Origin of the sequence: Rhodococcus artemisiae, assembly GCF_036327795.1 — a bacterium.
In the GTDB taxonomy this organism is placed as follows: Bacteria; Actinomycetota; Actinomycetes; order Mycobacteriales; family Mycobacteriaceae; genus Rhodococcus; species Rhodococcus artemisiae.
Genome location: NZ_JAUTXY010000018.1, coordinates 1 through 14,221, shown reverse-complemented (window position 1 = coordinate 14,221; position 14,221 = coordinate 1). Strand labels below are relative to the sequence as shown.

Genomic DNA, 14,221 nt, shown 5'->3' with positions numbered 1-14,221 from the left:
TCCGGTTAACGAGCGTTCGGACGCGATACGAACATCATGAGGGCGATCACATTCGTTTGAAAAGCGGATAAAGTCGGGAATGAATCACCGAAAATCAGTGATTGAGGGCGTCTTCCCAGTTCATTTGGGTACTTTGCGCTCCCCTGCCGCGAGCACGAAGTCCACAAAAGTCTGCGCGACACGGCTCTGCAGCGCGTCTTTCCGCCATGCGAGGAGGATTCCGACGGGAGGCGGCTTCGGTTCCGCAAACGGCCGCACGGCGATCGGGAGCCCCTCGTAACTCACGTCCTGCGCGGGACGCTGCAGCAGCAGCGTCCACCCCAACCCACGGCCGACGAAGGAGCGGGCCGTCTCGTAGTTCTGGGTGCGGTAGGCGACCACCGGGGAGAACCCCGCTTCGGCGCACAGGCTCATCGCGTGGCCCGAACTCGGGGGCGCATCGAGGATCACCATGGGATCCTGCGCGAGGTCTGTGAGTCGCACCGGCTCCCCCGACGATGCGGCCGGGTGTTCGGCGGGCAGCAGCAGCATCGGTTCCCTGGAGTCGAGCACGACGGTCTCGAGCCCCGGATCGAGCTCGAGGTCGTACAGGAATGCGACGTCCAGCTCGCGAGAGTCGAGCAATGCCCTCAACCTGTCCTGGGTGTCCTCCCGGAAATCGACGCGCGCCCGGGGATGCGCCTCGGTGAATCCCGCGATCAACGAGGGCAGCAGAGTCGGCCCGAGGGACGGATAGCACCCCACGGCGACAGGGCCGACCACGGATCCCGCCTCGGAGTGGGCATCACTCTCGAGTTCGGTAGCGACATGCAGGACGTTCTTGGCGCGCTCGAGAACCGCGTGCCCGGTCGGGGTCAACCGCACCCCGCGGGCCCGCTGTCGCACGAACAGTGTGACGTCGAGTGCCCGCTCGAGATCGTTGATGGAGGCGGACACCGCCGAGTGCGACATGTGCAGTGCGTCGGCGGCCGCGGTGATGGTTCCCCAGTCCGCGACGGCGACGAAGGCCGCCAGCTGACGGATCGTGTACGCGGGCACGCCTTCGGATCTGGCCATGCGCCTACCGTAGTTCGGTACTCACGAGAGTTCGGTAGTCACGACATCATCACGCGGTCGGCGATGTCGGCCCGGACCATCGACGGGACACTGGCGGCGAATTTCTTCAAGTACGCGAGGACCCACTCACGCTGGGATGCGAGAAACGGAAAATCCGAGCCCACCATGTGACGGACGGCGAGCATGGGCAGCGGTGCGTCGAGCGCCCGGAACGCACTGTTCCTCAGACCGGACACAGTGCAGCCCGGATAGAACTGGCCGAGCATCAGCCCGTCGAGTACGAACTCCGACTTGCGTTCGTTCTGTACGAGGTCGATCACGTCGTAGTCCGTGACGTCAGGGAACACCGCAACGACGGATTTGAGCGCCGCGTCCGGCCCGGAGGCCGGCGACAGATGCGGGAAGAGTTCTGCGAGGTCGTCGGCGACGTCCCGCATGCGTTGCGCGCCGACCGCACCCGGTACGAACACCGCATAGAACAGTCCCCGGCCGATCGACGGCGCCGCGAACGGGCAGACGGCGCCGCTGCGCCCGAGCTCGTCGTGCGGTCTGCACAGGAAATCGACTGCCCAGCGACGCAGCTCCGCGGTGCGGGGATGCTCGTCGTCCCGGACGTCGTCGAAGACGCTCACCGGCTCGATGCCCGATCGGCGGCCACGGAGAACGCTGGTCTGGTCGGTCATGACTGGCCTTTCCGGAGATGGTCCGTGAGGACCGGGGTGATCTGGTCGAGTGCGTGTGGACCGGTCATGTCCCGGTGTGTGATGTCGAGGCGGTGGGTGACGATGTGTCCGTCGATGTGCGGTTGCCAGACTTCGGCGGGCTCGGGCATCCGAGCGGCGACGGCGTCGGCGGATTCGAAGAACACCAGGTCGGCGACGGGTCGTGCGGTCGGTCGATGGACGGCGGCGAAGCCGACAGTTCGGTTGAAGGCGCTGCGGAGGAGTTCCCTGCGCGGCCGCGCGCACCCAGGCGCGAGTGCCTCGATTTCGGCAGTGACGATCTCCGCGTCGGGTGCGTCCTCCTGCAGGTGGGTGTCGAGCATGGTCAAACTCGCGACCACTTCCCCCGCGGCGTCGAGCTGAGCTGCGATCTCGTGGGCGATCTGCCCGCCCACCGAGTAGCCGAGCAGGTGGTACGGACCGTGCGGTTGCGTCGCCCGGATGCTCTCGACGTGAGCGGAGGCAAGACCCGCGAGGGTGTCGACATCGCAATCCGGATCGGCCAGCAGCGGCGACTGCAGCCCGTATACGGGCCGGTCGTCGATACGCCGTGCGAGTCCGGCGAAGCACCACGCCAGGCCCGCCGCGGGGTGGACGCAGAACAACGGATCGCCGGACCCGCCCTCGCGCAACGGGATCACCGCATCGAACGAGTCTTCACCGGCCGGCGAATCGACGAGACGCCGAGCCAGGGACCCCGGGGTGGGGTGGGTGAAGATCCACTGCACGGGAACAGGACGGCCGAAGGACTCCGCCAGCGCGGCGACCACGGCCGTCGCGCCGAGTGAGGTGCCGCCGAGAGCGAAGTAGTCGTCGTCGAGCCCCACTCGCGGGATGTCGAGGGTTCCGGCGAACGCGGAGACAACGGCCTGCTCCGTCGCGTCGCGCGGCGCCCGGTAGGGTCGGCGTCCCTCGATGAGGTCGGGGATCGGCAATGCCGTCCTGTCGAGCTTGCCGTTGGGGGTGACGGGCAGCGCATCGAGCACGGTGAGGGTCGCGGGCACCATGTGCGGAGCGAGTCGCGTCTGGGCGTGGGCACGAACATCGTCGGCGACGATGGCTGCGCCGGGAACCGGAACGACGTAGCTGTCGAGGCGATCACGGCGCACAGTGACCACCGCGCGGGCCACCCTGGGGGCGTCGCGAAGCACCGATTCGATCTCACCGGGTTCGATGCGGAATCCGCGGATCTTGACCTGCAGGTCGCTGCGGCCGACGTAGTCGAGGGTGAGTGTGCCGTCGGCGGCATGGCGCCACCGCACGAGGTCGCCGGTGCGATACATCCGCTCCCCCGGCTTCCCGGACGGATCGGCGACGAATCTGGACGCCGTGCCGCCACGTCGGTTCCGGTAACCGCGGGCCACGGCGGGTCCGCTCACATACAACTCCCCCACCACTCCGACGGGAACCGGCCGGAGACGGTGGTCGAGGACTTGTTCGGTGATTCCGCGGATAGGCCCACCCAGTTCGACAGGTCCACCCGCAACCAGCGGTGTGCCGGCGTTGGTCTGGATGGTGTTCTCGGCCGGCCCGTATGTATTGACCATGTCGCGACCGGGCGCCCACTGCGCCACGAGTTCGGGCGGGCAGGACTCCCCACCTACGACGACGGTGTGCAGGTGCGTAAGTCCGGCAGGGTCGAGGGTCGCGAGCACCGACGGAGTCAAGGCGATGTGCGTGACACGTTCTCGGGCGAGAAGATCAGCGAGCTCGATACCACCGTAGACCGTCGGCGGGGCAACGATCAGGCACCCGCCCGACCCGAAGGCCCACAACTGTTCGAGGATCGCGGCATCGAAACTCGGTGATGCGAAATGCAGCACCCGCGAACGCGATCCGAGTACGAACCTCGTGCGTTGCTCTTCGACGAACCCTGCAAGTCCCGTGTGAGTGACCACGACGCCCTTGGGAGTCCCCGTCGATCCCGAGGTGTAGACGAGATAGGCCGCCTGATGGGGGCGCAGCGGTATGCGACGGTCGATGTCGGCGATCGCGCGATCGGAATGGGCTGCGATCGTGTTACTTTCGTCAAGGTCGTCGAGCATCACCCACCGCTGGAGTGGTAGGTCGGCGTGCAGTTCATCGACGGTGACTCCGATGGTAGCGCCGGAATCCTCGATCATGTGCTCGATCCGCGCGGAGGGGTATTTCGGGTCGACCGCAACGAAGGCGGCACCGGTTTTCGCGACCGCCCACAGTGCCAGGACCGACTCGATCGAGCGAGTCAGCGCGACCGCGACCACCGATTCGGGGCCCGCTCCGAGTTCGATGAGCCGGCGCGCCAGCCGGTTCGAGCGCGAATCGAGTGCGCGGTAGGTGAGCTGGTCGTTGCCGCACACCACTGCGACGGCGTCGCCGCCGATCGTTGCGCCATGCGTCAACAGCCGCGGGAGGGTGACAGCGGGTTCCATCGGCCGACCCGACACCGGCACGAGATCGGCGCGTTCACTCGTACTCAGGATGTCGATCCCGCCGACCTCGCGGTCGGGCCGGGTGACGACCGCGTCGAGGATTCGTGTGAATTCCGCGGCGAACCGCTGAATTGACACCTCATCGAAGATATCTGTGGCGTACCCGAACTCGGCTGCTGTCACGTTCCCGTCCCGCGGTTCCTCCACAGCGAGGTAGAGGTCGCATTTGGCAACCGGCGGTGCCACGTCGACGGTATCGATCACGAGACCCGGCAGTTCGACCCGGGTAGGTGCGATGTTGCGGAACTCGAGCAGGGCCTGGAACAGCGGGGCGTGCGACGTCGACCGCGCAGGATCGAGCGCCTGCACGACCCGGTCGAACGGCACGTCCGCGTGATCGAAGGCGTCCAGGTCGCGGTCGCGGGTGCGGTCGAGGAATTCGCCGAACGACGCGGATGCATCGATGTCGGAGCGGAGCACGACCGTATTGACGAACATACCGACCATGTCGTCGAGTTCTGCGGCCCCGCGACCCGCTACAGGCGTCCCGATCGCCAGCGTCGTTGCCCCGGTGAGTCGTTCGAGCAGGATGGCGAATGCTGCGTGCATCACCATGAAGACGGTCACGTCGTGCGCATGAGCCAGGGCAGACACACCCGATGTCAGTTCGGCCGGAATCTCGAACGAGACGGTGGCGCCGTGGTGGGTGCGTCGCGCGGGCCGGGGTCGGTCGACGGGCAGGTCGAGAAGTTCGGGGACGCCGTCGAGCGTCGAACGCCAGAAGTCGATCTGCCGCGCCAGCAAGGACTGCGGATCGGTGGCGTCGCCGAGTCGGGCGAGGTGCCCCAGCGCGTGGTCGGTGTAGCGCGACGGCAGTGGCGCCCACGCGGGGGCGTGTCCCTGTAGCCGGGAGGTGTAGGCGAGCATCGTGTCGCGAGCGAGCGGCAGCGTCGACGCACCGTCGGCGGCAATGTGGTGTACAACCACCACGACGACGTGATCTGCAGGCCCGAGCTGCAACAACGCGGTACGGACCGGAAGATCGCGGCTCACGTCGAATCCTGCGGTCGCGAGCTCGCGCAGCGCCTCGCGCATGCCGACTTCTCCGCGCACGGGCACCGGCGTGAAATCGAACGCGGCGTCGTCGAGCACGTCCTGGTAGGGGCCGCGCTCCGAGGACGGGTAGCGGGTGCGCAGCGGTTCGTGTCGCGCGACGACGTCCGCGAAGGCCGCGCGCAGTACATCGAGATCGAGGTCTCCGGTGACGTGCAATGCGATGGGCACGTTGTACGCGGGCGAGGCTGTGTCGACCTGGTTGATGATCCACATGCGCTGCTGAGCGGGCGCCAGTGGAACCCGGTCGGGGCGAGGGCCGGCGGGGACGGACCCCGCCGCGGGGGCAGCCCTGCCTGCGTGAACAGCAAGAGCCGCGACGACCGGCGACTCGAACAGGTCGCGGACACCGAGTCCCACTCCGAGTGCGGCGTTCACACGGGCGACCGCGCGGGTCGCGCTGAGGGAATTGCCGCCCAGGTCGAAGAAGTGGTCGCTGCGACCCACCCGCTCGAGCCCGAGAACCTCGGCGAACACCTCCGCGACAGCGCGTTCGGCGTTCCCGTCCGGCGCGACGAACTCGGCGCGCCCGGCGCCGAACACGGGTTCCGGCAGTGCATTGCGGTCGAGTTTCCCGACGGGCGTGACGGGCAGCTCGTCGAGAACGACTATCGCGGCAGGCACCAGGTGAGCGGGCACGCAACCGCGCAGGTACGCGGTCAGCTCACCCGCAGTGGGAATAGCGGGCTCGCCCGCAGTGAAATTGGCGGGCTCGCCCGCAGTGAAATTGGCGGGCTCGCCCGCAGTGGGAACGACGTACGAGACAGGAACGACATCACCGGACGGATCCGGGCGCCCGACCGTCACCGCCGCAGCGACGACGGGGTGGCGGACCAGGGCTGCGTCGATCTCGCCGAGTTCGACCCGGATACCCCGGATCTTGATCTGGAAATCGGAGCGGCCCACGTAGTCGAGCACGAGGGTGCGGTCGGGCAGTCGCCGCCAGCGCACCACGTCGCCGGTCCGGTACATCCGCGCACCGCCGGGCGCTGCGACGAAACGCGTCGCAGTGAGCGCCTCGCGATTGCGGTAGCCGCGTGCCAACGCCGGGCCGGCCACGTACAGCTCCCCGGCCACCCCTACAGGGACGGGCCGCAGCCGGTCGTCGAGGACGGTTTCGGTGAGCCCACGGACCGGACCACCGATCGTCACGGGTTCACCGGCCACGATCGTCGCGGCATTCGACATGACGGTCGATTCCGTCGGCCCGTAGCCGTTGATCATCGTGCGCCCGGGGGCCAGGCGTTCGACGAGTTCGTCCGGGCATGCCTCCCCCGCTACCGCCAGCGTGTGCAGAGAGCCGGGGAGCCGCGGCACCGTGGACAACACGGTAGGCGTGAGGACAGCGTGGGTGACGTCGTTGCGAGGAAGGATCTCGGCGAGTTCGTCGCCGCCCGTTACGGCGGGCGGCACCACGACCAGACGGGAGGCACTGCCCGCAGCCCACAGGATCTCGAACACGGAGGCATCGAAACTCGGGGAGGCACAGTGCAGCACACGGGCGCCGGGGTGTCCACGGAAGCGGTCGCGCTGCTCTGCGACCAGGTCGGCGATGCCGCGGTGGGTGATGGTGACGCCCTTGGGAAGGCCGGTCGATCCGGACGTGTAGATCAGATAGGCAGCCCCGTCGGGATGTACCGCCGCGGGTGCGCACGGCGTGAGCTCCGTGGCCGGCAGTCCCTCCCGGAGCTCGAGCCATCGAATTGCGTCGGGCAGCGCTGCGCGGAACTGCGGCGTGGTCAGCCCCACCGCCACGGCCGAATCGGTGAGCATGTGCGCGATCCGTTCGGCCGGGTAGGAGGGGTCGACGGGCACGAATGCTGCGCCGCTCTTGACGACCGACCACAGCGCCACCACCGATTCGATCGACCGCGCGATCGCGACGGCCACAACCGTCTCCGGCCCGGCCCCCGAGACGCGGAGGGCGTGGGCGAGCCGGTCGGAGACCATGTCGAGTTCTGTGTAGGTGAGGGTGCGGCCCTCGCACTGCACCGCGACACCCTGCGGATTCGCGGCGACGGCGGCAGCGAGGACCTCGGGCATCGTCGTACCGTTCTCCCCCGGTGCGCCGCGGACAGCGCCGGGCACGTCGATCACCCCGATGTCGGTCAGCGGCGTGTCCGACGATGCGCACGCGAACGCGTCGACGACGTCGAGGAGCCGCGCATGGTGCCGATGCACCTCGTCGTCGGTGTACCGACCGGGGTTGGCGCGGATCTCGACGATCGTCCTCGGCGGGTGGCCGGAGCGGTAGATGTTGATCATGATGTCCGGCACCGGACCCGCGGTGAGGATGTGGAAATCGGCCACGGCGGGCCCGAATCGCCATTGCCGGTCGAAGAGCATCACGTTGACGACGGGCGACGAGATCCGCCGGGCAGCGGCGTCCGCGCCCAGCTCACGCAGGATGTCCTCGACGTTCCCCCGCTGATGACGCAGCGCACCGGTGAGTTCGAGCCGGACCCGATCGACGAGCGTGCCCACGGTGCCGTCGGTGCGCACCGTCACGAGCAGCGGGACGACGTTGGCGAGCATGCCGCCGGACCGACGCAGCACGGCGGTAGTGCGCGCGGAAACCGGGATGTCGACCAGCACGTCCTGTCGCCCGGTCGTCTGCGCGAGGTGGCACGCAAACGCCGAAACGATCCGCGCGGCCGCATCGGCTCCGGACGCGTCCAGCCGGGCTGTCGTCTCCTCTGTGAGCGCGGCACGGGCGACCCGGCTACGGACCGCGGGTGGTGCGATCTTGTCGGTGAGTGTGACTGCGGCCGAGCGCGAGTGAAGCCGTTCCGCCCAGTGGGCACGATCCTGCTCGTACCGGCGGGAGGCGCGGTAGTCGTGGTCGAGCTGCTGCAGTGTGCGCAGGTCGGCGGCGCGATTCGGCTGTGGTTCCCGATTCTCGAACTCTGCGGTGTACAACTCGGCGACTCGGTCGACCATCGTCGCGGCGCCGTGCCCATCGAGCGCGATGTGGTGGATGCGTGTGTACCAGAAGTACCGGTCGTCGGCGACCTGGAGCAGAGCGGCCTCGGTCAGTGGTTCGTCGGTGAGATCGATTTCGGCGGTGTGGTTGTGGTCCATCCATTCGTGCGCCGCTGCCTCCGGGTCGGGCGCCGCACGGAAATCGTGCACGTCCAGTTCGGCATCCGGAGGCGGCGCAACCACCTGGTGGGGTTCGCCGTCGATGTCGACGAGCCTGAGGAACACCGATTGGAACTCGTGCGCGGCGACGAGCGAGACCCGACGGAACAGGTCGACGTCGAGCACACCACGAATGTCGACGTACTGTGCGATGCAGATCGGCACACGCGGTGCGAGCTGTTGAGCGAACCACAACCCACGCTGGGCGGGAGACAGTGGAAATGGTTCGTGGACAACAACAGTGGCGGCGGCCATGGAATCACACCCGGGGTTGCGGCGGAGATGGCGTCCATTCGTTCCGGACGGCCGGAGAAACCGGCTCCACTACTGTCCCGCGGGCTCGACCTCGCAGATACGCACCCTAGGTGTCGACCCCCACCACCTAATCCCGTTCGCGGGCGGCCTCCTCGGATTCGCCATCGCTCTCGGCGGCGCGGTGCCGCGCGTCGGATACCTTCGCGAGGCCTCGGCCGAGAACACCGCCTACCGATTTGAGCGGACTGTCGATCGAATCCAGTGCGTCGGCGATCTCGGGATCCTCGTCGACGAGCCATCCTGCCGCGTCGGCTCGGCATGCCGAACGGAAGTCCTCGAGGTCCTCCCGCAACCTGGCAAGCGTGCGCATGGTGCGCGGTGAAGACAGGCGTCGGACGACCTCGAGCGGGGTGCCTTCGGCAACCCGGGCAAGTGCGCGGCGTCCACGGCGGAGCAGTTCGCCGTCCTGCTCGAAATGCTCGGTTAGCAGGACGCGTGCGGCGCTGAGAACCTCGCTCCGTTCGTCCGCTTCAGCGGTGCGTGCGCGTTCGATACGCAGGCGCTGCCACATGGTCGTGGCGTCCTCGACGAGCACGAGCAACTGCAGCGTCTCACCGAATCGGCCGTCGTCGGCCATCGTGAGCAGCAACGCGACGTGTGCCGACACGGTGATCTCGGGCTCGACCGGACCAAGGATCTCGAAGGCATACGCGCGGAGCCGCTGGACCACTGAGGAGAGCAGCGGACCGAGTTCCGCGACCGTGATCCACTCCTCCTCGGGGAGCGCACCACGGTGATCGACGATCGCGATCGCGCGCGTCAACGCGTTGTGGTGGGCGACGACGTCGCCGAGATCGGGAGCGCCCGCTCCCGCCAGGACCTTCTCGACAGTGTCGGGTTCGGCGTCGTCGCCTCGGAGCCGCACGATCGCGGCTTCGACCGATCCGACGACACCCGCCAGCGCACGCACGATCGCATCCGCGGGGATCGCACCGGAAACGTCGGGATTCGGCAGGTCGTTCATGTGCACCATCGTGCTACGACGCACCCCCGATGCACCACCCGGCGACCCTACTCACAGCCGGGGATGATCCTGACCGCCGGGTACGCGCACCCACGCACTCTCGAGCAACGAGACCACCTCGGCTTCGTGACGTGCACGGTATGCGCTGAGGATGCGGCGTGGGCGAGTCTCGCCGTCGAGCCCGATGGCCGTTGCGAACGCGGCCGGAATGCTCGACTCCGGCACGACCTCCGGTGTTGTGTAGCCGATGAGCGCGAGCGCCTTGCGGAGCGGATCGGCATTCGAGGCGAACGTGCGTAACGGCAGCACGTCGAACCGGCCGTCCGACCGGACTTCGAGAAACAGCTCGCCGTACTCGTCGATACCGATCTCGTCGAGGAACCGACGCACCGAAGCGAGCTGCGGAATCGGCCCTGTCCACCGCAACACCTGAGGCCCTAGCCTCGACTTCAGCACGATCTCGGCGCCGGGCTCGCACCCGACTATGCCCGCGACAGCGGACGGGATCGGGACCTCCGCGCCGCGCATGTGGTCGCGAGTGACGGGAATCCGCAGGCGCCAGTGCTCATCGAGCCGGTACAGGCGTTTGGTGCGTTCCGGGGGCAAAGCGGGTACATGGGTGCGACGCCGACGGCGGACACACTCCGCGACGACTTCGAAATCCCCGCTCGCCGCGAATACCCGAGCGGACGCATCGGAGATCGAAAATCGCTGGACCAGCGCTTCGGCCACCTTGTCGAGCTCGATCGAGCCGGCAGCACCGTCTACGAGCCGAGCGATGCGTGTCGCGACGGCGGTGACGAGGTCGGTCTCCCATTCGAGCAGACCCCACAGTCCGTCGTCCTCGGTGACGGTGAACCGGTCGTCGTCACCGAGCTCTTCGACGACGCTGTGGATGTCGATGTTCGAGTCCATGCGTGCGACGAGCGTTTCGGCGGAGAGCGGGTCGCCGATCACCTCGAGGATCTGCGCGGCGTGACCCGCGACGGTGCCCTGAGCAGTGAGAATCCGGCCTTCGAAGACGGTGGTTCCGCAGTACTCCATCCATGATCGGAATTCGTCGGCGGGCAGTTTCGATATCGCGGCAACCCCTGCGGGTTGCACCACTCCGTTGGCGGATTCGAATTCGCCGAGCAGTGCACGGGTCTGCTTCTCCGCCTCGGCGAGATCGGGCACGGCGATCCATCCGTCTGCGACGGTGCAGCGGTCGTCGAGGCGGTCGAGGACCTTCCACAACGGCGCGTCGAGCCCCGGCACCGTCTGCGCCAGCACGGGACGATCACGCAGGATCCGGTCGAACGACGCCACAGGACGTACGTCGGTGCGCAGCGCCGCCAGGAAGTCGCCCACCGCGGTCCCGAACGGAAATGTCGACGGTTGGGACGAATCGGCATCGACATCGTCGTGGATGCGGCTGCGCAGGATTTCGCGGTCGGCGTCGGGCAACGACGCAACGTATTCAGCGAGTTCGGTCACCGGATCGGCCGGAGCCCCCACCGGAAGATCCCGGGCGGCGATCGCCCCGAGCCGTGCAACGGCCTCCTGGATCTCCTCGGGCGCACCCGTGTCGAGACCGATGTCGAGCAGAGGACGATCCCGCTCGTTGCACAGTGTCTGCCACCGGGCAACGGCAGCGAGGTCATCGACGAGAAGCGCGAGCGCCGGGACGGGCGCTGCCGACTCTTCCGGCCCGAGCGTGGAAGGGTCGCGCAGCACCGTGAGTACGAGGGCCGCACAGACGATTTCGTAGACCGCGTCGCTGTCGGCGCCGCGCACGTCGAACAGGTCGGCGGGGCTGCGGCTGAACAGCTCCGCGGTGGTAGGGGCATGCGGCAGGCGCGCGACGATCGTCGCGGCCGACACCCCCAGGTCGAGGGCTTCCACGGCGACTTCGACGGTGCGGATCAGCCCGTCCGCGAACCGCAGTTCGGGGTGGTCGGTGACGTAGATCCGGGACAGTTCCGCGCAGAGCTCCGGGATCTCGGTGTCGGCAGCGGTCTGCGCCGGTGACTGCGATTCCCACCAGCTCGGTGTCGGCGCGAGCGCATTCAACGCTGCCGTGCGCGCAGACCCGTAGCGATCGAGCCACGGCATGAGCTCGAGCCAGGTTCGGTCGTCGAGCTCATCGACGGAAAGCGCACGTGACCACAACGACACGAACCGATGCTCCTCTTCGACGTCCCGAGGGAACCGTCGTAGGTTCCTCCGTGCGAAACGCCCGTGCGGACGCCCGACCGCTCAGCATACCGGCCGAAAACGCACCTTGCGCCCATCGGCGAGTGCCATCGAGCCACGGTGACGCGTACCCGATCGGGTGGTGTGGACCGGCATACGTCAGGTCACGGCCGATGTCATGTCACGGCCGCGTCGCGAGGGGCTTCGCCGGCCTCCTCGTCTCTCACCTCCGGCCGCAGGCGCAACAGCACGAGCCCCGCGACCGATGCGACGATGAGCGAGCCCACTGCCCCGTTCACGTGCAAGGCGTACACGGCGATCCCGGATCCGATCAGCCCTGCCAGCAGCGCACACCACAGCAGCGCTTTCCCGACGAACGCTCCCATTTCTCAAATACCTTCCGGCAAGTCCCCATCCAGGTCGCAACGATAGTGTCACCTGTCACAAAACCGACAGAACTCGGGCGGTGTGTCCCCGATTGGTGTACCAATCGCGGCGCGGGGATACTCGGCACGACATGGCTCGAGGGACGGGAGGCACGACGTGGATACACAGTCGACCGGGCGCGATGTGATCCTGCGGGATGTGACCCTGCGCGACGGCCTGCAACTCACCGGGAAACTGCTCCCGGTGCAGCGCAAGGTCGAGATCGTGCACGCCCTTCTCGCCGCGGGGATACCCGAGCTCGAGATCGGGTCGCTGGCGCGCGCCGACCTGGTGCCGCCGATGGCGAACACCCTCGAACTGGTGTCGGCGCTCACCGAAGAAGAACTGGATCGTTGCTGGATCTGGGTGGCCACCCCGCGGCACGTGGAGAAGGCGCTCGCTGCGGGAGCGCGGCGGTTCCAGTACTGCTTCTCGGTGTCCGATTCCCACAACCGCGCGAACATCGGCCGCGACACCGAGGACAGCCTCGCGGCAATGCCCGCCGCAGTGGAACTGGCCCGCGCCGCGGGCGGCAGCATCCAGTTGTGTCTGGCGACATCGTTCACCTGCCCGTTCGACGGGCCCGTCGACCCGGACCGTGTCCTCGAGATCGCATGCGACCCGCGGGCCGACGGATCGGCCGATGTCGTCGTCGCCGACACCCTCGGCCAAGCCGTCCCCGCGCAGGTCAGCGCCCTCGTCTCGCGCATCCGCGGGGAGTCGCCCGATCGTCGGATCGTCTACCACGGCCACGACACGTGGGGTCTGGGTGTCGCGAACGGCCTCGCTGCCGTCGAGGCGGGCGCGAACGTCGTCGACGGCGCGCTCGGCGGACTCGGCGGTTGCCCGTTCGCACCCGGAGCGAGCGGGAACACCGCGAGCGAGGACCTGCTCTTCGCTACCCGTCCGTCGTGGCTCTCTCCGCACGTGTTCGCCGACATCGTCCGGCTCGGAGAGGACGTCGTCGCCGAACTGGACGAGCCGAACCGTTCCCGCGCCAGGCAGGGGGCACGGTCGGAGGCCGACGCGTTCGAATGGGTCGTCCGCGCATGAGGATTCTGATTGCACCAGACAGTTTCAAGGGCACCTACACCGCCGCCGAGGTCGCCGACGCGATCGCTGCCGGAGCCGCATCCGCGGGTCACGAGACGATCCGCATGCCCGTGGCCGACGGCGGTGAGGGCACGCTCGATGTCCTCACGGTTCCGCTCGGCCTCGAACGTATCGAGGTCGAGGCGGTCAACCCGTGGCGGGCCCCGTGCCGCGGCTTCTTCGGCCTGTCGCCCGACGGCACCGCGATCGTCGAGCTCGCCACGGTCAGTGGAATCACGACCGCACACAACGGTGTTCGCGATGCCGCCGCCGCCGACACGTACGGCACCGGGATGATCATGGCCGCCGCGGCGAAGCGCGGTGCGCGGCAGATCGTCGTGGCAGCGGGCGGGTCGGCCACCACCGACGGTGGTCTCGGGGCGCTCGCCGCGATCGAAGACGCCGATGGCCTGGGTTCTGCCTCCGTCGTCGTGCTCACCGATGTCACCACCCGCTACACCGACGCCGCGCGGGTGTTCGGGCCGCAGAAGGGCGCCGACCCCGCGACCGTCGAGCTGTTGACGACACGACTACACGAGGCCGCCGCGTCGTTGCCGCGCGATCCACGGGGCGTGGACGGCACGGGTGCGGCCGGTGGGTTCTCCGGAGGAATGTGGGCCCGATTCGACGCCGAATTGCGCCCCGGCGCCGCCTACGTGCTGGATGTGGCAGGTTTCGACGACGCGCTCGCCACCTCCGACCTCGTGGTGGTCGGCGAGGGACGACTCGACGGGCAGTCGCGCGCCGGCAAGATCATCTCGGCGATTCTGGCGCGCAGTGGTTCGGTGCCTGTCGTCGCGGTGGTG

8 protein-coding genes are annotated in these 14,221 nt (G+C 68.2%); 2 read left to right on the top strand and 6 right to left on the bottom strand.

From position 1 onward, the window contains the following. Positions 1–120: 120 nt before the first annotated feature. The 6 genes from Q7514_RS28215 to Q7514_RS28190 form a co-directional block, all read right to left on the bottom strand. On the bottom strand, positions 121–1,056 hold the full coding sequence (locus Q7514_RS28215) for a LysR family transcriptional regulator (RefSeq protein WP_330136573.1): 936 nt from the start codon (positions 1,054–1,056) through the stop codon (positions 121–123). A 38-nt stretch (positions 1,057–1,094) separates the two neighbouring features. Continuing rightward, positions 1,095–1,739 (bottom strand): DUF6875 domain-containing protein, encoded by a 645-nt coding sequence (locus Q7514_RS28210; RefSeq protein ID WP_330136572.1) that lies wholly within the window; start codon positions 1,737–1,739, stop codon positions 1,095–1,097. Then, the gene (locus Q7514_RS28205) at positions 1,736–8,698 is read right to left on the bottom strand and encodes an amino acid adenylation domain-containing protein (RefSeq protein WP_330136571.1); all 6,963 of its coding nucleotides are present in this window, start codon (positions 8,696–8,698) and stop codon (positions 1,736–1,738) included. Before Q7514_RS28205 ends, Q7514_RS28210 begins: the two co-directional genes overlap by 4 nt. Positions 8,699–8,825: 127 nt before the next feature. Continuing rightward, a complete protein-coding gene (locus tag Q7514_RS28200; protein WP_330136570.1) occupies positions 8,826–9,722 on the bottom strand; it encodes a hypothetical protein in 897 nt (298 codons plus the stop codon). A gap of 51 nt (positions 9,723–9,773) precedes the next feature. Further along, positions 9,774–11,879, bottom strand: a complete 2,106-nt coding sequence (locus tag Q7514_RS28195; protein ID WP_330136569.1) for a hypothetical protein — start codon at positions 11,877–11,879, stop codon at positions 9,774–9,776. 194 nt (positions 11,880–12,073) lie between these two features. Continuing rightward, positions 12,074–12,283, bottom strand: coding sequence for a hypothetical protein (locus tag Q7514_RS28190; protein WP_330136568.1), 210 nt, complete (start codon positions 12,281–12,283; stop codon positions 12,074–12,076). Between the two features lie 184 nt (positions 12,284–12,467). Between Q7514_RS28190 and Q7514_RS28185 the strand changes: the two genes are divergently transcribed. Together Q7514_RS28185 and Q7514_RS28180 are read left to right on the top strand one after the other, a co-directional pair. After that, positions 12,468–13,376 carry a beta/alpha barrel domain-containing protein gene (locus Q7514_RS28185; protein WP_330136675.1) on the top strand — a complete coding sequence of 303 codons (909 nt, stop codon included), beginning with the start codon at positions 12,468–12,470 and terminating at the stop codon, positions 13,374–13,376. Beyond that, positions 13,373–14,221: glycerate kinase (locus Q7514_RS28180; protein ID WP_330136567.1), on the top strand; the 849-nt coding region annotated here is incomplete at its 3' end. The genes Q7514_RS28185 and Q7514_RS28180, both read left to right, overlap by 4 nt.

Bases quoted from the DNA above. Each gene is read 5' to 3' on its own strand.
- Q7514_RS28215 (WP_330136573.1), bottom strand. From the start codon at position 1,056: ATGGCCAGATCCGAAGGCGTGCCCGCGTACACGATCCGTCAGCTGGCG.
- Q7514_RS28210 (WP_330136572.1), bottom strand. From the start codon at position 1,739: ATGACCGACCAGACCAGCGTTCTCCGTGGCCGCCGATCGGGCATCGAG.
- Q7514_RS28205 (WP_330136571.1), bottom strand. From the start codon at position 8,698: ATGGCCGCCGCCACTGTTGTTGTCCACGAACCATTTCCACTGTCTCCC.
- Q7514_RS28200 (WP_330136570.1), bottom strand. From the start codon at position 9,722: ATGAACGACCTGCCGAATCCCGACGTTTCCGGTGCGATCCCCGCGGAT.
- Q7514_RS28190 (WP_330136568.1), bottom strand. From the start codon at position 12,283: ATGGGAGCGTTCGTCGGGAAAGCGCTGCTGTGGTGTGCGCTGCTGGCA.